This is a genomic window from Streptomyces sp. NPDC054956 (assembly GCF_053609185.1).
In genome coordinates, this window is sequence record NZ_JBSGXB010000102.1 from 1 (window position 1) to 22,637 (window position 22,637).

The following is a 22,637-nucleotide window of genomic DNA, read 5'->3' on the forward strand; positions in this document are numbered from 1 at the left end:
GCCGAGCAGCTCCGCGCCCCGCCCCGGCACTCTCGCCGGACCCCGTCCCCGGGGCCCGGCAGGGGCCTCGGCCCCGCACCCCGATCCGGCTACGGGAGGTAGCGTTCGAGGGCCTTCGCGCCTTCCTTCTCGATCAGCTGGCGCGCCCTTTCGAGCCGCTCCGGAGTCGGCTCCTGGCCGCGCGCCATCACGAGGTCCTCGGGGTCGTACGGGCGTTCCGAACCCGTGTAGAGATGGGCCGGACGCTGGGGCTGCTGGTCCGCTTCACTGGCCATCGCGTACCTCCTCCTGGGTTCCCCCTGGCCCCATCCTCCGGCGGTGTCCCCATGAACGCACGTCGGCGGGGGGCGGGACCCCCCGGGCGCGGCCGGAGGGCCCCCGCGGCACGGCGAACGCGCCTCAGGCGCCGTTGACCGCCAGCACCGTCGTCAGGGCGACGACCGCGCCGCAGATGCCCAGGTTGACGATCTTGTGCTCCCAGAACACCGCCACGAACTCGCGGATCGTCGCGCTCGGCCAGAAGTACTTCGCCGTCGGCGAGCCCAGGACCTGCCCGTTCACCCCGGCCTTGCGGGCCGTCATCGCGGCGCGGAAGGCGTGGAAGTTGTTGGTCACCACCACGCAGCGGTAGGACGGGTCCCCGGCCAGCATGATCTCCCGGCTGAACCGGAGGTTCTCCTCCGTCGTGCGGGAGCGGTCCTCCAGCCGCACGTGCTCCTCCGGCACGCCCTCCGCGATCAGCCAGTCGGCCATCGCCCGCGCCTCCGCGACCTTCTCGTCCGGCCCCCTGCCGCCCGAGGTGAGCAGCACCGGCACCCGGCCGCCGCGTGCGATCTGGGCCTCCTGGATCTCCCGGCCCTTGCGCAGCCGCGAGGCCAGCAGCGGCGGGACCCGGTCGCCGCCGATCAGGCCGGAACCGAGCATCACCACGTAGTCGACGTCCCCGTGCACCTTGATCCGGCCGTAGAGGAAGGCGTAGGCGAGGAAGCAGAGGAAGAGGAAGGAGACGTACCCGGCGAGGAAGACCACGCCCCCCACCACCGCGTCCCACTTCTGGGAGCCCCGGTTGCCCATGGTCAGGACGAACGCGATCAGGGCGAAGATCCCCACCCCCGCCATGAAGGAGAGCAGGTTGGCCGGGCGGCGGCCCTCCTTGCGGACCATCGTCAGTCCGTTGCCGATGAGGAAGACGCCGAGTGCGATCGTGCCGAGCGCGGGGACCAGGAAGACCAGCGCGACGATGATGCCGCCGAGGCCGTGGGGCAGGTCCGGGACCAGGGTGAGCAGGCCCACGGACGTGCATATGAAGGTGAGACCCAAGTAGACCGCGTTGCGGAAGCGCCTGCGGTCCTCCCGGACGCTCACGCCGAAGAGGACGAGAAACAGGGCGGCAGGGACAAAGGCGAACATGTCCCTCATCGTAGGCGGGCCGTATGAAGGAACGACCGCATGATCACCCCGTCCGGATGTCTATCGGCCTCCGTGCGGGGTCCGGCGGACCGACCGTCCGGCCAGCACGTCCGTCCTGCGCCCGTCGCGCATCACGAACCGCCCGTCGATCAGGACGTGCGGTATCCCGGCCGGCAGCGCGCGCGGGTGATCGAACGTGGACCCGGCCGCGACCGTCAGCGGGTCGAAGAGGACGAGGTCCGCGCGGTGGCCCACCCGCACGGTCCCCCGGTCGGGCAGGCGCAGCCGGGCCGCCGGGCGGCCCGACAGGTGGGCGACGCACTCCTCCAGGGAGAGGACGCCCAGCTCGCGCACGTAGTGCCCGAGGTAGTGCGGGAAGGTGCCGTAGGCCCGCGGATGCGGTTTCGCGCCGTGCAGGATGCCGTCCGAGCCGCCCGTGTGGACCGGGTGGCGCATGATCGTCCGTACGTTCTCCTCGTGCCCGACGTGCTGCAGGATGCTCGGGCCGAGCCGGTCCGCCAGCAGCAGCCGCCGGGCGGTGTCCCAGTCGCGCACGCGCGTGCCGACGTACGCCCCGTGCGCTGGATCGGTGGTCCCGGCGATCTCGATCGTCGACCAGTCGACGGGCACCCCGTGGCAGCCGTCGGCGCCCTCCACCTCCAGCGCGTACCTGATCCGCTCGGCCTCGGCGTCGTCGCGCAGCCGCGCCAGGACGGCCTCGGGCCCGCCCTCGTTCGCCCAGCTCGGCAGGAGGGCGACGAGCGTGGTGGAGCCGGGGGTGTACGGGTAGCTGTCGAGGCTGATGTCGGCGCCGTCGGCCAGGGCCCGGTCGAGGAGTGCCAGCAGCTCGGGGGCGCGCCCCCGGTTCTCGCCGAAGTTCATCGTGGCGTGCGCCAGGTGCAGGGCGCAGCCGGCCTCGCGGGTCAGCTCGACCATCTCGGCGTAGGCGGCGAGCGCGCCGCGGCCGTAGGAGCGGTGGTGCGGGCAGTAGTAGCCGCCGTAGTGGGCGACCACGCGGCACAGCTCGGTCAGTTCGGAGCCGGACGCGTACATGCCCGGGGTGTAGGTGAGGCCGGAGGACATGCCGACGGCGCCCTGTGCGAGGCCTTCGGCGACCAGGGCGCGCATCCGGTCCAGCTCCGCGGGGGTCGCGGGACGGTCGCCCCAGCCGACGACGCCGGCCCGGACGGTGCCCTGGGGGACGAGGTAGGCGGCGTTGACGGCGATGCCCTGCGCGTCCAGCCGGTCGAGGTAGCCGCCCACGTCCCGCCAGGTGAACTCGATGTCCTCGCCGGTGCCGTTCCAGCCGGCGATGGCGGCCCGCACCCCGGCGAGGGTCCGGTCGTCGGCGGGGGCGTAGGACAGGCCGTCCTGGCCGAGGACTTCGAGGGTCACGCCCTGGGCGGCCTTCGCGCTGTGGTCCGGATCGCGGAGCAGCGCGAGATCGCTGTGGGCGTGCATGTCGACGAAGCCGGGGGCGAGGACCAGACCGTCGGCGTCGAGGGTCTGCCGCCCGCCGCCGATCCGGCCGGTCCCCCCGGTCCCTCCGGCTCCTCCGGTCCTGCCGATCCCGGCGATGCGGCCCTCGTGGACCGCGACGTCGGCGGTGTACGAGGGCCCGCCCGTGCCGTCGACGACGCGGGCCCCGCGGATGACCAGGTCCATGCGCTTGGGGACACCCCGCCTAGAAGAACGTCCGGACGTAGTCGGTGACCGTGCCGTCGGCCTCCACGACCGGGATGAGCGGCCACTTCTCGAAGATCGTGCACGGGTGGGACATGCCGAGCGCCACCCAGTCGCCGACGTTCAGGTCCTCGGCGCCGTCCGTCTCCAGCCAGGCGTGCTGGTCGGAGAGTTTGACGACGCGGACGCCCGGGGCCGGGCGCTCGGAACCGTCGAGCGGATCGCGCACGAGCTCGACCTCGGGCAGCCCGAGGTCGTAGGCGATGTCGCGCTTGCCCGCGTTGATGAACGCCTGGGTGGGGGAGGGGCGGGAGACGACCTGCGCCCAGAGCCGGAACGCGGGCCGCAGACCGCCCTCCTCGGGGACCCGGTTGAAGGGGGTCAGGCGGGTGTACCAGCCGTGGTCGTGGGAGACGTACGCACCGGAGCGCAGCAGCTTGAGCGTGGGCCGGGACAGCTCCGGGAGCTCGGCGAACACGTCGGCGACGGCGTCGAACCAGGCGGAGCCGCCGGCGCTGACGACGATCTCCTCGGCCGCGTCGAACCGCCCGGCCTTGTCGAACTCGGCGGCGAGGCCGGTGAGCCGGCGCAGGTACGCGTGCACGGATTCCGGGTCGGCCCCGGGCACCTCGGCCTCGTACCCGGCGATGCCCACGAGCCGCAGGGTGGAGGCCTCGGCCACGGCGTCGGCCACGGCCCGGCAGTCCTCGTCGGTGCGGGCACCCGTGCGGGCGCCCTCGCCCGCGCCGAGCTCGACGACCACGTCGACGACGGCGATGGCGGGCTGGGCCTGGAGGGCCCGGTCCATGAGTTCGACCCCGCGCACGGAGTCCACGTAGCAGACGAACCGGAAACCCGGGTCGGCGGCGAGCTCGGCGGCGACCCAGCGCAGGGCCGCGGCGTCGACGAGCTCGTTGGCGAGGAAGATGCGCTGGATGCCGAAGGCCCGGTAGACGCGCGCCTGGTGGGGGACGGCCGCGGTGATGCCCCAGGCGCCGTGGTCGAGCTGACGGTGGAACAGCTGGGGCGCCATGCAGGTCTTGCCGTGCGGGGCGAAGGCGAGCCCGTGGCGCTCGGCGTACGTGCCGAGGGCGGCGAGGTTGTGGCTCAGCGCGTCGGCGTCGAGCGTGAGGACGGGCGTGGTGAACCCGCCGGTGTGGAGGTTGCGCCGCTGGGCGGTGAGCTGCCCGACGGTGAGGCCCGCCCGCTCGGCGTCCGGGGGGAGTCCCTTGAACCGGTGGTCGACCGGCTCCTCGGCGAGGGCCTGGACGGGGTCGCTGGGCATGTACGTGCCTCCCGGGCGTCGCTGTTGTTGCGCGGGCCGCAACGGTCGTTGCGTGTACCGCTGCATGCTGTCTAACATCCCGGGTGACGGCGGGTCAACGGGGCCACGGCACCCGGAGGACGGCACCCGCAGGACGGCGACACCTAGGGAGACGGCGTGAGCCAGTCGGTGGAGCGGGCGCTGCGGATCCTTCCCGCCCTGGCCAAGGGCCCGGCGGGCCTCGGCGACGTCGCCGAGGTGCTCGGCGTGCACAAGAGCACCGCCCTGCGGCTGCTGCGGACCCTGCACGAGCACGGCTTCGTCTACCGGCAGGGCGACGGGCGCTACCGGCTCGGCGCCGCCCTCTTCGCGCTGGCCGCCGAGTCCATCGAGAACCTCGACGTACGGGACGTCGCGCATCCGCACCTCGTCGAACTCAACCGGATCACCGGGCACACCGTGCACCTCGCGCTCCACCAGGACGACGAGGTCGTCTACATCGACAAGGTCGACAGCCGCTATCCGGTGCGGATGTACTCGCGCATCGGCCGGCCCGTGCCCCTGACGGTGGCGGCGGTGGCGAAGCTGCTGATCGCCGACCTGCCGCAGGAGGAGCGCCGCGCCCTCGCGCTGCGCATCGACTATCCGGCGTACACCGCCCGCTCCACGCCCGACGCGGCCGCCTACCTGCGCGAGCTGGACCTCGTGCGCGAGCAGGGGTGGGCCACCGACCTCGGCGGGCACGAGGAGGCGCTCAACTGCCTCGCCGCGCCCATCCGCGGACCCGGCGGACGCGTGGTCGCCGCGATGTCCGTCTCCGCCCCCGGCGTGGTCCTCTCCGCCGAGGACCTGCTCGAACTGCTCCCGCTCGTCCGGCAGACCGCCGACACCATCGGCCGCGAGTACTCAGGCTCGGGCCCCGCACAGGAAGACCGGTCATGACCGAGAAGACCGCCATCACCCCCGACACCCACACCGCGCCGCCCGCGAAGTTCTCGCACGGCGTGCGCAAGGGCAACATCCTGCAGGTCGCCGGCCAGGTCGGCTTCCTGCCGCACGTGGAGGGGCAGCCGCCCACCCCGGCCGGGCCGGGGCTGCGCGAGCAGACCCTCCAGACGCTGGAGAACGTCCGCTCCGTCCTGGAGGCCGGCGGCGCGAGCTGGGACGACGTGATGATGATCCGCGTCTACCTCACCGACACCGGGCACTTCGCCGAGATGAACGGCATCTACAACGCCTACTTCGAGGAGCAGGGCCTCAAGGAGGCCCCGGCCGCCCGCACCACCGTGTACGTCGGCCTCCCCGCCGGACTGCTGATCGAGATCGACGCCCTCGCGGTGCTCGGATAGCACCCGCAGGACCCGCGCGGACGGCGGCGCCCAACTCCCGGCGCCGCCAGGGGGTTCCGGCGTGCCCGGCGAGGCGGACATTGGATACCCTCACGGGTGCGTTCGGGGTGCGCGTGCAGGACCGGACCACCGCTAACAGGGGATGGCTCCACATGGGCAGTGCACCTTCGGCCGAGTTCCTCCAACCGCTCAAGGCGGACGACCCGGCCGTCGTGGGCGGCTACCGCCTGGCGGCGGTGCTGGGTGCGGGCGGCATGGGCAAGGTGTACCTCTCCTACACACCGGGCGGCCGGCCCATCGCCATCAAGGTGATCCGGGCCGAGTTCGGCGAGGACCCCGAGTTCCGGCGGCGCTTCCAGCAGGAGGTCCGGTCCGCACAGCGGGTCCAGGGCCTCTACACGGCGCCGGTCATCGACTCGGACACCGAGGGCCCGCAGCCCTGGCTGGCCACCGCCTACGTACCCGGCCCCTCGCTCGCGCACGCCGTGGCACGGCACGGCGGACTGCCCTCGAGCAGCGTGCTGTTGCTGACCGTCGGGGTCGCCGAGGCCCTCCACGTCATCCACGGCGCGGGCATCGTCCACCGCGACCTGAAGCCCGCCAACGTCCTCCTCGCCTCCGACGGCCCGCGCGTCATCGATTTCGGCATCGCACGAGCGGCCGACAGCACCGCCCTGACCAGCACCGGCGTCAGCGTCGGCACCCCGGCGTTCATGGCGCCCGAACAGGCTTCGGCGGGAACGGTCACCCCGGCCACCGACGTCTTCGCCCTCGGCCTGATCGCGGCCTTCGCCGCGACCGGGGCGTCCGTCTACGGAGACGGGCCCTCGCACGCGGTGCTCTACCGGATCGTGCACGAGGACCCCGACCTCAGCGGCCTGAGCCCGGAGCTGCGGCCCGTGGTGACCCGCTGCCTCAGCCGCGATCCGGCCGACCGCCCGACCCTGGGCGAGATCATCGAACTGTGCAACGAGGCCTCGGCCGTTCCGCTGCGCCAGGGCGAGGACTGGCTGCCGCGCGAGGTGGCCGGTTCCATCACCGAACGGCTCCGGCTGCCCGCGCCGGCGCCCACCCCGCCGCCGCAGCCGCCCACCGCGGCGCCGACTCCGGCGCCGACTCCGACTCCGACTCCGACGCCGACCGAGCGCTCCCCGCAGCCTCCGGCCGCCGCCGCGCCCGGGTACACGCCGACCGGCATGGCCGCCGCGCCGACGCAGGCCGCGCCGGCGCAGCCCGCTCCGGGGACGGTGCCGCCCGGCTACGGGACGCAGGCCCCGTACTCGCAGGCCCCGTACCCGCAGGCCTCGTACCCGCAAGGCCCGTATCCGCAGCCCTCGTACCCGCAACCCGGCTACCCGCAGGCCCCGTACACGCCGGGCCACGGCACGCCGACGCCCTTCCCCGCCCAGGGGTTCGCGCCGCCGGCGCCGCCCCGCTCCAGGAAGACGGGGCTGATCGTCGCCGGGGCCGTCGTGGCCGCGGTCATCGGGCTCGCGGTCCTCGGGTCTCTGCTGCCGGACGGCAAGGGCGGGGACGGCGACTCCAAGGCGTCCGGCGGCGGCAGCGGCGGCAGCAGTGCTTCCCCGGGCGCGGGCCAGAAGCGGGCCGACCCGCAGCCGGTCTCGTACCAGGGCATCGACGTGCCGCAGAACCACCAGCTGCTGTTCGCCGACAACCCGCCGCGCCCGGCCGAGGAGCCCAGCGGCGCGGGGGTGTCGTACGGACACGCCGACCTCTACTACTACCGGGACACCCTGTTCGGGGACGAGCGGTTCGGCACCGCGAACGGGAAGCTCGTCCTGTTGAACAACTCGGAGAAGGGCTCGCTGGAGACCTGCCGTGCCGTGACCCGCTTCACCGAGAAGATCGGGCTCGACCAGCTCACCGACGGATCGCAGGTCTGCGTGCTGAGCAAGGCCGGACACGTCGCGCTGGCGACCTTCCGCGGCAAGTCGGGACCGAACGAGCCGAGCAAGTACATCACCGTCGACCTCATGATCTGGCGCAACGCCGAGGACGCGAAGAAGGACTGAACGCAGCGGGGGCGCCCCCCTGGCGGTGGGGCGCCCCTGCTCACTCAGGTACGACGGGAAAGGCCGCAGGCAGTACTACGGGCAGTACTGCGCCTCCTTGCCGATCGAGCGGTACATGCAGTCCGCGTTCTCCAGCAGCTGCAGCACGGCGTCCTTGTTGCGAGCCGTCTCGTTCGCGATGACCTCGTCCGGCGGGTAGAAGCCGCCGCCGCCCGAGCCCGTCGGGTACATCTCGAAGGTGTAGGCGAAGATCTTCTGGTTGCCCCACAGCCAGTCGTCGATCGTCCCGTCCGTGATGTACAGGTCGCTCGACTGCTCCGGCGTGTAGCCGTTGCTGGCCGCCATGCTGGTGCCGATCTTCTTGTAGACGGCCAGGTCGTCGGCAGTCAGCCCGGGCGCCGTGTCGTTGTACGTCCACCCGAACGGCCACAGCACCAGCTCGCTGTAGGTGTGGAAGTCGATGGCGGCCGTGATCTGCTGCTTGCCGCCGACCACCCGGCTGCGCACGAAGTCCGAGACCACCTTGACCTCGGGCGCCGACTCGGCCGCCGCGCCCCGGTAGGTCTCGGAGCTCTTGCTGCTGCTGGAGCCGCCGCAGCAGCCCCACTTGTAGTTCCAGTTGCGGTTCTCGTCGGTGCCGACGTACGAGGAGCCGGCGTTCGGCTGCCGGTTCTTGCGCCAGGACCGGTAGGAGCCGGAGGCGATGTCGTACTCGCCGCCGTCCGGGTTGAGGTCGGGGATGATCCAGATCTCGCGGCCGTTGACCATGTTGGTGACGCGCGATTCCGTCCCGTACTTCGAGCCGAACTCCTTGAGCAGGTAGAGGGCCATCTCGACCGTCAGGTGCTCGCGGGCGTGCTGGTGCGCGGTGAAGAGCACCTCGGGCTCGGCCTCGTCGGTCGCAACGTTGTCGCTGATCTTGATGGCGATGAGATCCCGGCCCTGGTACGACTTCCCGATCACCTTCTTGCTCATGATCGAGGGGTACTGGGCGATGCGCTGGTCGATCTCCGCGTTCGCCTCGGCGTAGTTGTGGTAGAGCGCGTCCTTCGACGGGAAATCGTTGATCCCGGCGGCGATGTCGCGCCCGTCGGAGCGGTCCGGCGGTCCGGGCAGCGCGGTCAGCTCGTAGCCGAGGGCGCGGAGCTTCTTGGCCTGCATCGTGTCGGCGCTGACGACGACCGAGCGGGCGTCCACCTCGTCGATGGAGGCGCCGGTACGGAGCAGGGCGGTGCGTTCGGCCGCCGTGGCCGGGCCCTGGATCTCGTACTGGACGATCGCCTCGTCCTGGGTGGCGGTGGACGGAGTGGGTGGCGGGGCTGCCGTCGCGCTCATGCCGTAGGCGGGTGCGCCGAGTGCGAGCGCGAGAAGGGCCGCCGTGACGGCGGCCCTTCGGCGATGGTGGAGCCGCATGCGTTCTCCTGGGTGGGAGTGTGGGGGTAGCCGTGCGGACGCGCACAGCGTGCTCTCGTGGCATGTCCGGGTCAAGAATTGGAAACCAGCCAAAATGGCCCCGGTGTCCGGCCACCCCCACACACCTACCGGTTACGGCAGGCTGTGGACCTTGGGACCCACCGCGTTGGACCAAGCGCTACCCGCCTTGGCGTCCCAGTTGGTAGACCAGGTCATCGCACCGCGCAGTCCCGGGTAGGTCTTCGACGGCTTGAAGCTGCCGCAGCCCGTGCCCCTGGTCAGGCAGTCCAGCGCGTTGTTCACGATGGTGGGCGAGACGTACCCGCTGCTCGCGCCGCTCGGGGAGGCCGGGACGCCGATGCCCACCTGCGAGGGGTCGAGGCCGCCCTCCAGCTGGATGCAGGCCAGCGCGGTGAGGAAGTCCACCGAGCCCTGGGAGTAGACCTTGCCGTCGCAGCCGTTCATCGCGCCGCTGTTGTAGTACTGCATGTTGACGACGGTCAGGATGTCCTTCACCGCGAGCGCCGTCTTGAAATAGCCGCCCTGCGTCGACTGCATGTCGATGGTCTGCGGGGCCATCGTCAGGACGAACGAGGAGCCGGCCTTCGCGGCCAGCGCCTTCAGCGCCTGCGTCATGTAGGTCGGGTTCAGGCCGTTCTCCAGGTCGATGTCGATGCCGCTGAAGCCGTACTCCTGCATCAGCGCGTACGCGGAGTTCGCGAGGTTGGTCGCGGACGCCGAATCGTTGACCGAGATCGTGCCCTTCTCGCCGCCGATGGAGAGGATGACGGACTTGCCGGCCGCCTTCTTCGCGGCGATGTCGGCCTTGAACTGGGCGACCGTGTAGCCGCCGAGGCCGGCCGAGTCGAGGTTGAAGGCGATGGCGCCGGGCGTGGCCGTGGCGTCGGCGAAGGAGACGGCGATGATGTCGTACTGCGCGGACACGTCGGAGATCTTCTGGACGGTCGCGCCGTTGTTGAAGTTCTGCCAGTAGCCGGTCAGCGCGTGCTTGGGCACCGAGGGGTTCGGATTGCCGCCCCCGCCGCTCGTGGTGGTGCCGGTGACGGTGGCCGCCCGCACGCTCTCGCCCGCCTCGTTGTACGCGCTCACCTGGAAGGCGTACGAGGTCGAAGCGGCGAGTCCGGTGATCTGGACGGAGGTGGTCGTCACGGTCTGGACGAGGACACCGTCCTGGTACACCTTGTAGCCGGTCGCTCCGCTGACCGGGTTCCACGAAAGGGTGAGCCCGCTGGAGCTCTGGCCGGAAACGGCGGTCCCGGTCGGGGCGCCGGGGATGGTCGGGGCCGGGTCGGTGCCGCCTCCGCCGTCGGGGCCGAAGACGCTGAACTCGTCGACGACGTAGCCCGGCTGGCCGTACCAGCCGTGGGTCCAGACGGTGACCTCGGTGGTGCTCGGGCCGGTGGTGAAGGTGGTGGACAGCTTCTGGAAGCCGCCGCCCGTGCCGGGGGTCCAGGTGGAGATGTCCTGGGTGCCGGTCCCGGTCGCGCCGAGGTAGACGTACGAGCCGTTGACCTGCTCGCTCAGCGTGTACGTGGAATTCGGCTTGACCTTGACGCTCTGGCTGCAGCGGGCGTTGTCCTGGCCCGCCGGGGTGGCCTTGAGGGCGGCGGCCCCGGCGAACACGGGGGAGGAGACGACGGCGCCGCTGCCGGAGGTGCACGTCCAGTTGGCGAGGCCGGACTCGAAGCCCCCGTTGCGGACGTTGTTGACGTCGGCGGCCTGGGCGGTGCCGACGGCGAGGGCGGTCAGGGCGCCGGCGGTGAGGGTCACGGCGAGGGGTACGGCGAGGGAGCGTATGCGGTTCACGTGGGCTCCGGTGGGGGGAGAGGGGGATGTGAGGTACGCGTCCGGGGCAAGTGGGGTGCCCCACCGACAAGTTGGTCTAGTCCAATGTCCCTGTCAAGGGCGTTTGCAATATGGCTGGAACCGATCGGCCCGGCACGCGTGTGCCGATCCCGGTTGTCCGGGTTTCCGGCCACCTGTGACATGTGCTCGTGGCACAGGAATCAGCAAGCCCCTGCCCTGCCAGGGGGGACGCGGATATGGTGCTGGGGCAAGGGGGCAGAGGGTTGATCATTTGCGGTCGCGCAGCGCGTGCGCGGCCGTGTGGGGACGTACGGCGCGCGCTCGGAGTCGTCTTCGGACGTCCTCCCGCGCGGTGTGAACGTCCGCCGGGCATGGGGTGAACGGGGGGATGCGCGTGCCGACCGCCATTGCTGTCACCAGCGCCGATCTGGTGCTGCCGGCCCCGGACCGGCACACGCCGACGGCCGCCGTGCTGTCGCCGCCGGACCAGATCGACCTGGAGGGCTCGCTCTCCCAGACCGCCGCCCTGCTGGAACGCCACGGCCACCTCGTGGTCGTCGTACCGCCCTGGCTGCCGGCCTCCGCGGTCCGTCGGCTCCACACCGTGCGGGCCATCCTGGAAACCGACCGGATCGCGCTCCTCGACATCGATCTCCCGCCGCTGGGCACCGCCCTGCTGGTGCGTCAGCTGCGCCAGCTCACCGTCGGCGACTTCAGCCCCGGCGTGCTCGCCTCCGCCGCCCGGCTGCTCTCCCACTACATCTACGCGGGCGCGCTGCTCGGCTCGGTCGCCAAGCTGGACCGGGTGCCGGTCGGGCTGGGCGCGCACGCCAAGTCCTGGTCGCCGAACGCGCAGTTCGCCGTCCTGGCCAACCCCGTCCCGCACCTGGTCAAGCTGGGAGGGGCCGCCGCGAAGCCCGCGGGACCGGCGCGCGCCGCGCTCTCCCCGCGCTCGTCCGGGGCGCACGGCGGAGGTGCCCACGGAGGCGGGGGTCAGGGCGGCGGGGGCCACGGCTCTGCTTCTTCCGCCGGCTCGGCGCTGCCCCCTGGACCGGCGTTCGCCACCCACCTCACCTTCGCCCGGGGCCAGCTTTCCTCCGACTGGGTGGTCTCCGACCTCGCCCCCGCCTGGCAGGTCCAGGGCGTCATGGAGAACGAGCTGCCGGCCGACTCGGCCGCCTGGTGGGCCACGCCGAAGCTGGTCGAGTTCGCCGCCGCCATCCCGGACCCGTCCGTGCTCTACCAACTGGTCGCCTCGGTCCGCCGCGAGGAATGCCGCTGGTGCGGCTTCGAACTCATCGGCGACCGCTGCGGCTTCTGCGCGGCCCCGCTCACCGCACCACCACCGCCCGCCCCGGCGGCCCAGCCCGGCCGCCGCTCCAGATCCAGATCCTGACCGGCCCCGAACGAATCAAGAACGGCGAGGTAGTACGGCCATGAACTCACGCCAGCGCCGCGGCGTCATCCTGCTGCTCCTGTCGGTCGTGTGCGCCCTGGCGGCCTTCGGCGGAGTCCTCGTGGTGATCGGCGACGTCAACTCCAAAGTGGGGGCCGAGGTCACCGCCTACCGGGTGAAGGGCGACATAGCCCCGTACAGCGCGCTGACGGCCGGGCAGTTCGAGGAGGTGACGGTCCCCCGGAGGTGGCTCTCGGCGACCGCCGTCACCGACCTCGGCCAGCTCAAGGACAAGGTCGCGCTCACCACCCTGCGCAAGGGCTCCATGCTCCAGACGGACATGTTCGTCGACCGGCCGCAGCTCCAGCCGGGCGAGCAGGAGATCGCGATCATGATCGACGCGGCGACGGGCGTGGCCGGAAAGATCAACTCCGGCGCGAAGGTCAACATCATCGCCACCTTCAAGGGTGCCAAGGACGGCGACCCCTCCCGCTCGGTGATCATCGTCGCCAACGCCCGAGTCCTGGGCGTCGGCAAGCTCACCCCCCTCGACAAGGACAGCGACAAGAAGGGCCCCGCCGAGGCCGTCCCGATCACCTTCGCCCTGAACACCAAGGACACCCAGCGCGTCGCGTACGCCGAGTCGTTCGCGGAGCACGTACGCCTCGCCCTGGTGGCCCCCGGCACCGACTCGGCGCCCGGCCCGAACGACCGCACGTACACCCTCGACGGGGACAAGTGAGGCCCGGATGGCAACCCTGAGCACCCGAATCCTCCCCGCGGTCGGCGACCCGGAAGCCGCCCGCGTCATCGCGACCCTGCTCAGCCAGCTCCCCGGAGCCGAGCCGGCCGCCCCCGTGCCCGACTCCACCTTCCTCCTCGACCTGCTGGCCAGGCTCGCCGCCGACTCGCTCGACGACCTGCCCGAGGTGGTCCTCGTACACGAGCGGATCGGTCCGCTCCCCGCCCTGGACCTCATCCGCGAAGTCGCCCTGCGCTTCCCGGCGATCGGCGTCGTCCTCGTCACCTCGGACGCGAGCCCGGCGCTGTTCTCCGCCGCCATGGACTGCGGCGCGCGCGGCCTGATCGGCCTCCCGCTCGCCTACGAGGAGCTCGCCTCCCGCGTCCAGGCCGCCGCCCAGTGGTCCGTGGGCGTACGCCGCCACCTGGGCCGGGGGCCCGAGGTCGCCGCCGGACCCGGGGGCCGGGTCGTCACGGTCACCGGGGCCAAGGGCGGAGTCGGCACCACCTTCGCGGCGGTGCAGTTCGCCCTCGCCGCGGCCGCCGCCGGACGGCGTACCGCACTGGTCGACCTGGACCTCCAGGCCGGCGACGTCGGCTCCTACCTCGACGTGCAGTTCCGGCGCTCCATCGCCGACCTCGCCGGCATCCAGGACATCTCCCCGCGCGTCCTCCAGGACGCCGTCTACGACGACCGGACGGGCCTGGCCCTGCTGCTGGCCCCCGCCGACGGGGAACGCGGCGAGGAGGTCGACGACCGGGCCGCCCGGCACGTCATCGCCGCGCTGCGCGCCCGGTACGAGCTCGTCGTCATCGACTGCGGCACCCAGGTCACGGGCGCCAACGCGGCCGCGGTGGAGACGGCGGACGTGGCGGTGCTGATCACCACCCCGGACGTGGTCGCGGTGCGGGCCGCGAAGCGGATGGTCCGGATGTGGGAACGGCTCCAGGTCCGCAAGGCGGAGGACACCGCGATGGTCGTCAACCGCTGGACCAAGCACACCGAGATCCAGCCCGCCCTGATCCAGAAGATCACCAAGACCAGGGCCGTACGGACCCCGGTGCCGGCCGCGTTCAAGGAACTCCAGGCGGTCGTGGACGCGGGACGGGTGCAGGACCTCGACAACCGGTCGACGGTGAAGCAGGCGCTGTGGGCGGTGGCGGGGGAGCTGGGCCTGCTGGCGCCGCCGGAGTCCGAGACCGCCTCCGCCGCGGGCCTCTCCGCCGCCGAATCCGATCCGGGCGCGGCACTGGCGGTACGGTCCTCCGGGCCCCTGGCCAGGCTGCGCGGCGGCGACCGGGGCGCGCTCGGGCCGTGGCTGCGGCGCGGCCGGGAGGGCTGAGCGGTGCCCGCGCGCAGACCCGTACGCGACCGGGGCCGGTGCGGCGACCGTGACCGGGGCCAGGTGGCGATCGAGTTCGTCGGCACGGTGCCGCTGATCCTGCTGCTCGTGGCGGCCGTGTGGGAGTGCGTGCTGATCGGCTACGCGTTCTCGCTGGCGGGCAACGCGGCGGACGAGGCGGCCCGGGCGGGAGCCGTGAGCGGGGCCGCGGAGTGCCGTACGGCGGCGGGCAAGTACATCGGGGGCGCCTGGAACATGGGCACCCCCGACTGCCGGGCGGACGGCGACGTCTACCGGGCGACGGTCACCCTCCAGATCCCCGTCCTGTTCCCCGGGCTCAGCTTCGGCTCGATCGACGGCACGGCCGGTGCGGCGATGGAGAGGAAGGAATGACGTCATGAGGCGGCGCATCCACTCCGACCGGGGCCAAGTGGCCCTGGAGTACATCGGCTTCATTCCGGTCCTCCTCTTCGTCGCCCTGTGCGGGATCCAGCTCGGCTGGGTCGCGTACGTCCACCAGCAGGCGGAGACGGCCGCGCGGACGGCGGCGCGCGTGGAGGCCCGGACGGGCGAGGGCGGGGCGGTGGCGGGCGCGGGGGCCGTCACGGGCAGCCTCAACGCGTCGGTGGTGGTGACCAAGGACGACGACCAGGTCACGGCCAAGGCCACCATCAAGATCAATTCCATCGTCCCCGGCCTGACCTTCGACGACGCCACAGCAACGGTGATCATGCCCAACGACGACCCGAAGGGGTGACGAGACCATGAGCCTGCGTTCCCGGGTCAACACACCGGACGACCGCCACAGCCCGCGCGAGGACGGCCGGCTCGTCTCCTCGTACCGCGCCAAGCTGCTGGAGGAGATCGACCTCGCGGAGATGTCCGCACTCGCGCCCGCCGAACGCCGGGCGCGGCTCGAACGCGTGCTGAGCCACATCATCAGCCGCGAGGGCCCCGTCCTGTCCACGGACGGGCGCGCCCAGCTGATCCGCCGCGTCGTCGACGAGGCGCTCGGCCTCGGCGTGCTCGAACCGCTCCTGGAAGACCCCTCGATCTCCGAGATCATGGTCAACGGCCCCGACCAGATCTTCGTGGAACGGGCCGGCCGCGTGGAGCAGCTCCCGCTCCGCTTCGCCTCGCACGACCAGCTGATGCAGACCATCGAACGCATCGTCTCCACCGTCAACCGCCGCGTGGACGAGGCCAATCCGATGGTCGACGCCCGCCTGCCCAGCGGCGAGCGCGTCAACGTCATCATCCCGCCGCTCTCCCTGACCGGCGCGACCCTCACCATCCGCCGGTTCCCCCGGGCCTTCACCCTGCGCGAGATGGTCGGCCTGGGCTCCCTGGACGAGCAGATGCTCCTGCTCCTCTCCGGCCTGGTGGCGGCCAAGATGAACGTGATCGTCTCGGGCGCCACCGGCACCGGCAAGACCACCCTCCTCAACGCCCTCTCCGGGCTGATCCCGGAGGGCGAGCGGATCATCACCATCGAGGACTCCGCCGAGCTCCAGCTCCAGCAGGCGCACGTGATCCGCCTCGAATCCCGTCCGGCGAACGTGGAGGGCAAGGGCCGGATCACCATCCGCGACCTCGTGCGCAACTCCCTGCGCATGCGGCCCGACCGCATCATCGTCGGCGAGGTCCGCGGCGGCGAGACGCTCGACATGCTCCAGGCGATGTCCACGGGCCACGACGGCTCCCTGGCCACGGTCCACGCCAACAGCTCCGAAGACGCCCTGATGCGCCTGCAGACCCTGGCCTCCATGTCGGAGGTCGAGATCCCCTTCGAGGCGCTCCAGGACCAGATCAACAGCGCCGTCAACGTCGTCGTCCAGCTGACCCGCTTCGGCGACGGCACGCGCCGCGTCACCGAGATCTCCATCCTCGACTCGCACGGCCGCGAACCGTTCCGGATCATCACGGTCTGCCGGTTCGTACCGCAGCCGATGGGCACCGACAGCCGCGTACACGGCTACTTCCAGTACTACCCCCTGCCCCGGCGGATCGCGGACCGCCTCTACATGAACGGCCAGCCCGTCCCGCAGGCCTTCGGAGTGGCCCTGTCGGACGACGAACTCCCCACGCGCACGATCAGCGGGACCGCCCTGTGAACCCATACGTCTCCCTCACCCTCGGCGCCACCCTGCTGGCCTGCCTCTTCGTCGTCTGGGGCATCCACGCCTACGCCGCGGGCCGCGCCCAGCGCTCCGCCCTCATCGAACGCCTCTCGGCGAGCGGAGCCCCCGAACCCCTGGGCCGCGTACGCCGCTTCCGCTCCCTGGACCGCCGCCTGCGGCGCACGAAGCTGGGCCGGCGCATCGAGGTCAAACTGGCGACGACCGGCCTGGACCTCACCCCGGGCGAGTTCTTCGTCTACATGCTCGCCTCGGCCGCGGCGGTCTGGCTGATAGCCGCCTCCTTCCTGGCACCGTTCTTCGGGCCGGTCGCGGGGGCCATCACCCTCTGGTCGGCCAACGCCTTCCTGAACTGGCAGCGCACGCGCCGCACGGAGCGCTTCATCAACCAACTCCCCGAACTGGCCCGCATCCTGGCCAACGCCACCCAGGCCGGCCTGGCCCTGCGCACCGCCATCGGCATAGCGGCGGAGGAGCTCGAAGCCCCGGCCGGCGAGGAACTCACCCGGGTCGCCGACCGCCTGGCCATCGGCCACTCCATCGAGGAATCCCTGAGCGAACTGACCGAACGCCTCCCGTCGCGGGAACTGGTCGTCCTGGTCTCCACCCTCGTCCTGTCGGCCCGGGCGGGCGGCGCGATCGTGGGCAGCCTGCGGAACCTGACGGTGACGCTGGAACAGCGCAAGGAGACGCGGCGCGAGATCCGCACGCAGCTGTCGCAGGTGACGGCCACGGCGTACCTGGTGCCGGCGATCGGACTCGGGGCACTGCTGCTCGTGAACGGGATGATGCCGGGCGCCCTGGACCGCATGACGGGCGCCCTGATCGGCCAGCTCGCGGTGGTCGTGTCGTTGGGGCTCTTCACGCTGGGCTTCGTCCTCATCCGCCGTCTGTCGAAGATCGACGTGTGAGGAGGCTGCCGTGATCGCTCTGCTCCTGGCCGCCCTCGTGGGCGCATCCGTCCTGGGGATCTTCCACGGGATCCGGCTCTACCGCGCGGACGCCAAACTCCCCACCGACCTGGCACTGGCCCTGGAGGTCGGCGCCACCCGCACGACGGCCGTCGGCTCGGCCGTCGACCGGATGGGCATCCGCTACGCACCACTGGTCCTGCGGCTGATGGGGCCGGACCGGGTGGCCCGCAAGCGCCGCCAGATCGACTCGGCGGGCAATCCGGCCGGCCTCACCATCGACCGGTACGCGGCGCGCCGTGCCGTCTACGGCGCCCTGGGCGCCCTCGGCGCCTTCTCCATGCTCCTCAACGGCCAGGTGGTCCCGGCGCTCCTGATGGTCGCCTTCGGACTGTTCTGGATCGAGGTCGGCCTGTGGTCGGCGATCCGGGTCCGGCGCGACCACATCGAGCGGACGCTCCCGGACTTCCTGGACGTGCTCGCCGTCGTGGTGAGCGCGGGTCTCGGGTTCCGCCAGGCGCTGAGCCGGGTGGCGGCCCAGTACGAGGGCCCGTGGGCCGATGAAATCCGCATCACCCTGCAGCAGATGGACATGGGCGTCAGCCGCCGCCAGGCCTTCGACGCCCTGCGCCGGCGCAACGACTCCGAGCAGGTCGCCCAGTTCGTCACCGCCCTCCAGCAGGGCGAGGAACTCGGCTCCCCGATCGTGGAGACCCTGATCGCCATCGCCGAGGACATGCGGCGCACGGATGCCCAGAACGCCCGCCGACGGGCCGCCCGCGCGATCCCCAAGGCGACCTTCGCGGTCACCACCTTCATGCTGCCGGGCACGCTCATCCTGCTCGTGTGCGGGTTCGTCTACGGCGCGGACATCGACTTCGGCGCGATGCTCGGGGGCGGGTGAGCGCCATGGCGGTACTGGACATCGCACTGCCGGCGCGCCCCGCTCCGGCACCCTCCCCGACCCTCCAGGTCAACGCGCTCCAGGCCCTGTGCCGCCAGGTCTTCGCCTTCCGGATGGTGATGATCGGCCTGGGCGCGCCGCTGGCACTGTCGAGGACGGCGCGCGGGGGACCGACGTACCTCGTGGGCGGGGCGATCCTGCTCACCTTCATGCTGTCGTACGTCCTCTTCCGCGACTGGGAGCGCTTCGGCCCGCTGCTGCTGCGCCACCGCTGGCTGCTGGCGGTCGACATGGCCTTCAGCGCGCTGCTCCTGGTCACGGCGACCCCGGAGTCCCCGCTCGGCTTCGTCTCGGTCTGCACCCCGCTGCTGGCGGGACTGGTCTACGGGTGGCGGGGCTCGGCGGTCTACGCGGCCGTCCAGGCGGTCGCGGTCGCGGCCCTCGCGGGGACTCCGGTCCTGCCCGCGCTGTGCCTGATCGCCGGCGCCGCGGGGTCCTGTCTGCGCGACCTCCTCTTCCGCTTCGGCGAGGCGAGCCGGGCGCTGACCGAGACCCGGGCCCGCCTGGCGGTGGCCGAGGCGGTCCGGGGCGAACGGGACCGGCTGGCGCGCGAGATGCACGACTCGGTGTCGAAGACCCTGCACGGCCTCGCCCTGACGGCGGAGGCCCTGGCGCGGACCACGGACCCGGCGCTCGTCCGCCACCGGGCCGAGCTGCTGGCGGAGGCGGCCCGCCGGGCGGCGGCGGAGTCCCGGGAACTGCTCTCGGACCTGCGGCGCGACCTGGAGGCCCCCGGGGTGTCGCTGCTGGCGGAGTTCCGGTCGCTCACCGCCGGCGCGGAGCTCCGTACGGCGGGGGTCCTGCCCTTGGTGCCGGCGCCGGTGGCCCGTCACCTGCTGGCGGTGGCGTCGGAGGCGCTGGAGAACGTACGCCGCCACGCCGGGGCCTCGCGCGTCACGGTCTCCCTGGCCGCGGACACCACCCACCTCACCCTGGCCGTCGAGGACGACGGCTGCGGCTTCCCGGCCGGCGTCGACCTCCCCGGGCTCTCGCACCGGGGCCGCTTCGGACTCCTGGGCATGACGGAACGCGCGGCCGCCATCGGCGCCCGTCTGCGCGTGGGCCCCGGCTCGAGCGGCTCGGGGTCCGAGGTCCGGCTGGACCTGCCGCTCGCCGCACTGGAAGGGGGCGCCTGATGCCTGCTCCGCTGCGCGTCCTGATCGCCGACGACAATCCGGTCGTCCGGGCCGGCCTGACCGCCCTCCTCGCGGTGAGCGAGGGCGTCGAAGTGGTGGCCCAGGCGGCGGACGGCCGCGAAGCCCTGCGGCTGACCCGGCTGCACGCGCCGGAGGTGGTCCTCCTGGACGTCCGCATGCCGGGCGTGGACGGCATCTCCGCGCTCCCGCACCTGGTGCGGCTGGCACCGGTCCTGATGCTGACGTACAGCCGCGAGTCGGAAGTCATCCGCGAAGCACTGCTCCTGGGCGCGGGCGGCTACCTGGTCCACGGGGAGTTCACCGCCGATGACCTGATCCGCGCGGTCCACGACGTCCGCGAGGGCCGCCCCCATTTCACGCCATCGGCGGCGAGCGCGCTGCTCACGGAACTGCGGACCTCTTCGCAGCCGCAACGAACTGTGGCACAGTCTTCTGAGCGTCTGCACAACTCTGGTGTCTTCGGGCTGAGTTCGCGGGAGGTGGAGGTCATGGAGCTCATCGCGTCAGGGATGAACAACCAGCAGATCGCGGCCGCTTGCTTCATCAGCGAGAAGACGGTCAAGAACCACATCAACCGCATTTTCGCCAAGCTCCAGAGCACCACCCGTAGCGAGGCGATCGCACGCTGGCTTGGAACGGCCCGTCCAGGGGTGAGCGGCCATGGGTAGACAGAGTGCGCAGTGGGTCCGTAATTGGGCCCCGGGACCCTTGGTATCGACAGGTGTTCGGCCGTACCGTCCGCAAATCGACAGCGGCACCCGACCGGGAGGGACCCCCCATGTCACACAGCACGCTGCTGAAGGCGACCGTTCACACGAAGGTCCGCGTGAGCGGGTGGATGGACACGGCCGTCACGAGGATGCGAAAGCGATATGCGGGGATGGACCGGGGGCAGACGGCGTTCGAATACCTGGGGATCATCCTGGTGGTGATCGTGATCATCGGCGCGATGGTGGGTTCTGGGGTCGGCACTCTGATCATCGACAAGATCAAGGCGCAGGTTGGGCTGATCAAGGCTGGTGGCGGCGGCACGTGATCGCGCAGCGCTCCTGCGACCGAGGGCAGGCCTTCCCCATCTATGTCGTGGCGGTGGCGGGTCTGCTCTTCGTCGCGTTCGCCCTCTTCGCCGTGGGGATGGCGGGTGACACTCGTAGCGACGCGCAAGGTGCCGCCGACGCAGCGGCGTTGGCGGCTGCTCGGACCGCCCGGGACAACGTCCTCGTGGGCCTCGATCTGGTCGCTCTCAAGCCCTCTGACTGGGAGAAGATCCTCAACGGCAACCGCTTCGACGTGAAGGGCGCCTGCGGGGAGGCGGAACGCTTCGCCACGAGCAACGGTGCGACGGCGGAGTGCGAGGCGGCCCTGCCGAAGTTCACGGTCTCGGTGACGACCACGCGCACCGTTGGGGGGTCGGTCGTACCCGGCACCGACAAGATGCACGGTACGGCCGTGGCCGCAGCCGTGATCAAGCCCCGTTGTTCACTGGGGCCGGCGCCCACACCGACGCCTACGCCCACGCCCGTTCCGCCCGGTGGCGGGGTGCCGAAGCCTGATCCGGTGAACATCACGTGTGATGGCGACGTACCCATCAAGCTGGACCCCCTGAATCCGGGTCAGTTGTCGAAGCTGGCGAGAACTCTCTTCAGTGTGCGACTGGTCAGCTGAAGGCCACGAGAGACAAGGAAGCGGCGTATATGAACGTTCGGCACAAGGTGAAGGTCCGCGGGGGAGCGGCCGTGGCGGTTGCGGCGGCTTTGGCCCTCACGCTGGCCGGATGTGGTGGCGATGACGAGAAGCCGAAGGCCAGTCAGATCCCGTCTGCCCCGAGCACTCAGGCCAATGGGACCCAGGCGCCCGCACCCGGCGCGAGCCAAAGCTCCGCACCACTCGAGGTTCTTGCCACGGTCAACGGTGAGGACGGGGTCGTCCTGACGATCAACTCCGTGAAGCGCGACGGTGGCGGGTTCCTGACCGTCACCGGACAGATCCAGAACACCGGTAAGCAGCAGTTCGTGAAGACGTCGGCCTGGCGCGGCAACGAGAAGGCTCTCACCGGAGGCGGAGAGTCCGTGGCAGGCGCCACGCTCGTCGACAAGGCAGGCAAGAAGCGCTACTACGTCCTGCGGGACACGGATGGCCGATGCCTCTGCACGAGTGGTGTGGCCGCCATAGAAGCAGGCCAGACCATCACGGTCTTCGCGCAGTTCCCGGCGCCGCCAGCAAGCGCCACCGAGGTCGACTTCAGCCTCCCCACCTTCGCCACGGCCACAGTCAAGATCTCCGGGTGACCCCATGACAAAACGCCACCGCACAACCGCCGCCGCGGCAGTCGCCGGGCTCGTCATCGCCGGTGCCCACCTCATCGGGGCGACGGCCGCATACGCCGACGACCCCAAGCCGTCCGTGCCTCCGGGGACAGAGCCGTCCGCCTCCGCGCCCGTGCCCATCGACTCCAACGCCCCCGGGCTGAAGATCCCCCAGGGTGGAACCCTGGCTCCGATCAAGGTGCTCGACATCGCCGAAGTGGTCGAAGACCTGGGCGGGGAGCAGCGGCGGCAGGAGACCAATCAGACCGTCATGATGGCGCTGCAGTCCGAGGTGATGTTCCCCGAGAACAGTGCCGTCTTCAACGCGCAGGCCGCCGCCCGGATACAAGCCATCGCGCAGGAGATCAACACGCAGAAGGCCACCCGGGTCCGGGTCTTCGGGTTCACCGACGACCAGGGCAGCTACGAGCACGGCCAGGAGCTGTCCAAGCAGCGTGCCGACGCCGTGCAGGCGGAGTTGGCCAAGACCGTCACCAACCCCTCCGTCGTCTTCGACGTGCGCGGTTACAGCGAGGACTATCCGATCGCCGACAACAGCACCGAGGAAGGCCGCAAGAAGAACCGCCGCGTCGAGATCACCTTCCCGCGCGGCGCCGGCCAGTAGGCCTGACCGCGGGTCAGCGGACCGGCCGGGCCCCGCCGCGGAAACGGCTTCGGTGCGCGCCGGGGCTCGGGGGCCCC

The 22,637-nt window shown here is 71.6% G+C and carries 23 protein-coding genes; 17 read left to right on the forward strand and 6 right to left on the reverse strand.

Translation table 11 applies throughout. The features are described from left to right. Positions 1-89: 89 nt before the first annotated feature. The 4 genes from ACWGDE_RS18025 to ACWGDE_RS18040 form a co-directional block, all read right to left on the reverse strand. Complete coding sequence (locus ACWGDE_RS18025; RefSeq protein WP_453389966.1) at positions 90-275, reverse strand: hypothetical protein; 186 nt, start codon at positions 273-275, stop codon at positions 90-92. A gap of 124 nt (positions 276-399) precedes the next feature. Beyond that, a complete protein-coding gene (locus ACWGDE_RS18030) occupies positions 400-1,410 on the reverse strand; it encodes a YdcF family protein (protein WP_453389967.1) in 1,011 nt (336 codons plus the stop codon). Between the two features lie 60 nt (positions 1,411-1,470). Further along, the gene (locus ACWGDE_RS18035) at positions 1,471-3,075 is read right to left on the reverse strand and encodes an N-acyl-D-amino-acid deacylase family protein (protein ID WP_453389968.1); all 1,605 of its coding nucleotides are present in this window, start codon (positions 3,073-3,075) and stop codon (positions 1,471-1,473) included. A 19-nt stretch (positions 3,076-3,094) separates the two neighbouring features. Then, positions 3,095-4,378 carry an amino acid deaminase gene (locus ACWGDE_RS18040; RefSeq protein WP_453389969.1) on the reverse strand — a complete coding sequence of 428 codons (1,284 nt, stop codon included), beginning with the start codon at positions 4,376-4,378 and terminating at the stop codon, positions 3,095-3,097. A gap of 156 nt (positions 4,379-4,534) precedes the next feature. Between ACWGDE_RS18040 and ACWGDE_RS18045 the strand changes: the two genes are divergently transcribed. The 3 genes from ACWGDE_RS18045 (at position 4,535) to ACWGDE_RS18055 (ending at position 7,739) form a co-directional block, all read left to right on the forward strand. After that, positions 4,535-5,299 (forward strand): IclR family transcriptional regulator, encoded by a 765-nt coding sequence (locus ACWGDE_RS18045; protein ID WP_453389970.1) that lies wholly within the window; start codon positions 4,535-4,537, stop codon positions 5,297-5,299. Continuing rightward, positions 5,296-5,706: a RidA family protein gene (locus ACWGDE_RS18050; protein ID WP_453389971.1), complete on the forward strand. Its 411-nt coding sequence runs from the start codon at positions 5,296-5,298 to the stop codon at positions 5,704-5,706. The genes ACWGDE_RS18045 and ACWGDE_RS18050 overlap by 4 nt, the downstream gene beginning before the upstream one ends. 152 nt (positions 5,707-5,858) lie before the next feature. Continuing rightward, on the forward strand, positions 5,859-7,739 hold the full coding sequence (locus ACWGDE_RS18055) for a serine/threonine-protein kinase (protein ID WP_453389972.1): 1,881 nt from the start codon (positions 5,859-5,861) through the stop codon (positions 7,737-7,739). Between the two features lie 75 nt (positions 7,740-7,814). Here ACWGDE_RS18055 and ACWGDE_RS18060 read toward each other — a convergent pair whose 3' ends face one another. Then, complete coding sequence (locus ACWGDE_RS18060) at positions 7,815-9,152, reverse strand: M14 family metallopeptidase (protein WP_453389973.1); 1,338 nt, start codon at positions 9,150-9,152, stop codon at positions 7,815-7,817. 132 nt (positions 9,153-9,284) lie between these two features. Next, positions 9,285-10,979 (reverse strand): chitinase, encoded by a 1,695-nt coding sequence (locus ACWGDE_RS18065; protein ID WP_453389974.1) that lies wholly within the window; start codon positions 10,977-10,979, stop codon positions 9,285-9,287. A gap of 388 nt (positions 10,980-11,367) precedes the next feature. Here ACWGDE_RS18065 and ACWGDE_RS18070 point away from each other — a divergent pair, with 388 nt between their 5' ends. The 14 genes from ACWGDE_RS18070 (at position 11,368) to ACWGDE_RS18135 (ending at position 22,560) form a co-directional block, all read left to right on the forward strand. Next, positions 11,368-12,375, forward strand: a complete 1,008-nt coding sequence (locus tag ACWGDE_RS18070; RefSeq protein ID WP_453389975.1) for a hypothetical protein — start codon at positions 11,368-11,370, stop codon at positions 12,373-12,375. A gap of 40 nt (positions 12,376-12,415) precedes the next feature. Then, entirely contained in the window at positions 12,416-13,117 is a 702-nt protein-coding gene (gene cpaB / locus ACWGDE_RS18075; protein WP_453389976.1) for a Flp pilus assembly protein CpaB, read from the forward strand. 16 nt (positions 13,118-13,133) lie between these two features. After that, positions 13,134-14,459 carry an AAA family ATPase gene (locus tag ACWGDE_RS18080; protein WP_453389987.1) on the forward strand — a complete coding sequence of 442 codons (1,326 nt, stop codon included), beginning with the start codon at positions 13,134-13,136 and terminating at the stop codon, positions 14,457-14,459. Between the two features lie 3 nt (positions 14,460-14,462). Continuing rightward, entirely contained in the window at positions 14,463-14,852 is a 390-nt protein-coding gene (locus tag ACWGDE_RS18085; RefSeq protein WP_453389977.1) for a TadE/TadG family type IV pilus assembly protein, read from the forward strand. A 4-nt stretch (positions 14,853-14,856) separates the two neighbouring features. Beyond that, entirely contained in the window at positions 14,857-15,216 is a 360-nt protein-coding gene (locus tag ACWGDE_RS18090) for a TadE/TadG family type IV pilus assembly protein (RefSeq protein ID WP_453389978.1), read from the forward strand. A gap of 7 nt (positions 15,217-15,223) precedes the next feature. Further along, positions 15,224-16,573 carry a CpaF family protein gene (locus ACWGDE_RS18095; RefSeq protein WP_453389979.1) on the forward strand — a complete coding sequence of 450 codons (1,350 nt, stop codon included), beginning with the start codon at positions 15,224-15,226 and terminating at the stop codon, positions 16,571-16,573. Beyond that, on the forward strand, positions 16,570-17,508 hold the full coding sequence (locus tag ACWGDE_RS18100) for a type II secretion system F family protein (protein ID WP_453389980.1): 939 nt from the start codon (positions 16,570-16,572) through the stop codon (positions 17,506-17,508). Before ACWGDE_RS18095 ends, ACWGDE_RS18100 begins: the two co-directional genes overlap by 4 nt. Positions 17,509-17,521: 13 nt before the next feature. Then, positions 17,522-18,412, forward strand: coding sequence for a DUF5936 domain-containing protein (locus tag ACWGDE_RS18105; RefSeq protein ID WP_453389988.1), 891 nt, complete (start codon positions 17,522-17,524; stop codon positions 18,410-18,412). Positions 18,413-18,417: 5 nt separating this feature from the next. Next, on the forward strand, positions 18,418-19,608 hold the full coding sequence (locus ACWGDE_RS18110; protein WP_453389981.1) for a sensor histidine kinase: 1,191 nt from the start codon (positions 18,418-18,420) through the stop codon (positions 19,606-19,608). Then, entirely contained in the window at positions 19,608-20,297 is a 690-nt protein-coding gene (locus ACWGDE_RS18115) for a response regulator (RefSeq protein WP_453389982.1), read from the forward strand. Before ACWGDE_RS18110 ends, ACWGDE_RS18115 begins: the two co-directional genes overlap by 1 nt. Positions 20,298-20,407: 110 nt before the next feature. Beyond that, the gene (locus tag ACWGDE_RS18120; RefSeq protein ID WP_453389983.1) at positions 20,408-20,665 is read left to right on the forward strand and encodes a hypothetical protein; all 258 of its coding nucleotides are present in this window, start codon (positions 20,408-20,410) and stop codon (positions 20,663-20,665) included. After that, the gene (locus tag ACWGDE_RS18125) at positions 20,662-21,294 is read left to right on the forward strand and encodes a pilus assembly protein TadG-related protein (RefSeq protein ID WP_453389984.1); all 633 of its coding nucleotides are present in this window, start codon (positions 20,662-20,664) and stop codon (positions 21,292-21,294) included. Before ACWGDE_RS18120 ends, ACWGDE_RS18125 begins: the two co-directional genes overlap by 4 nt. A 29-nt stretch (positions 21,295-21,323) precedes the next feature. After that, the gene (locus tag ACWGDE_RS18130; RefSeq protein WP_453389985.1) at positions 21,324-21,917 is read left to right on the forward strand and encodes a hypothetical protein; all 594 of its coding nucleotides are present in this window, start codon (positions 21,324-21,326) and stop codon (positions 21,915-21,917) included. A gap of 4 nt (positions 21,918-21,921) precedes the next feature. Beyond that, the gene (locus ACWGDE_RS18135) at positions 21,922-22,560 is read left to right on the forward strand and encodes a DUF2613 family protein (protein WP_453389986.1); all 639 of its coding nucleotides are present in this window, start codon (positions 21,922-21,924) and stop codon (positions 22,558-22,560) included. The last annotated feature ends 77 nt before the right edge of the window (positions 22,561-22,637 follow it).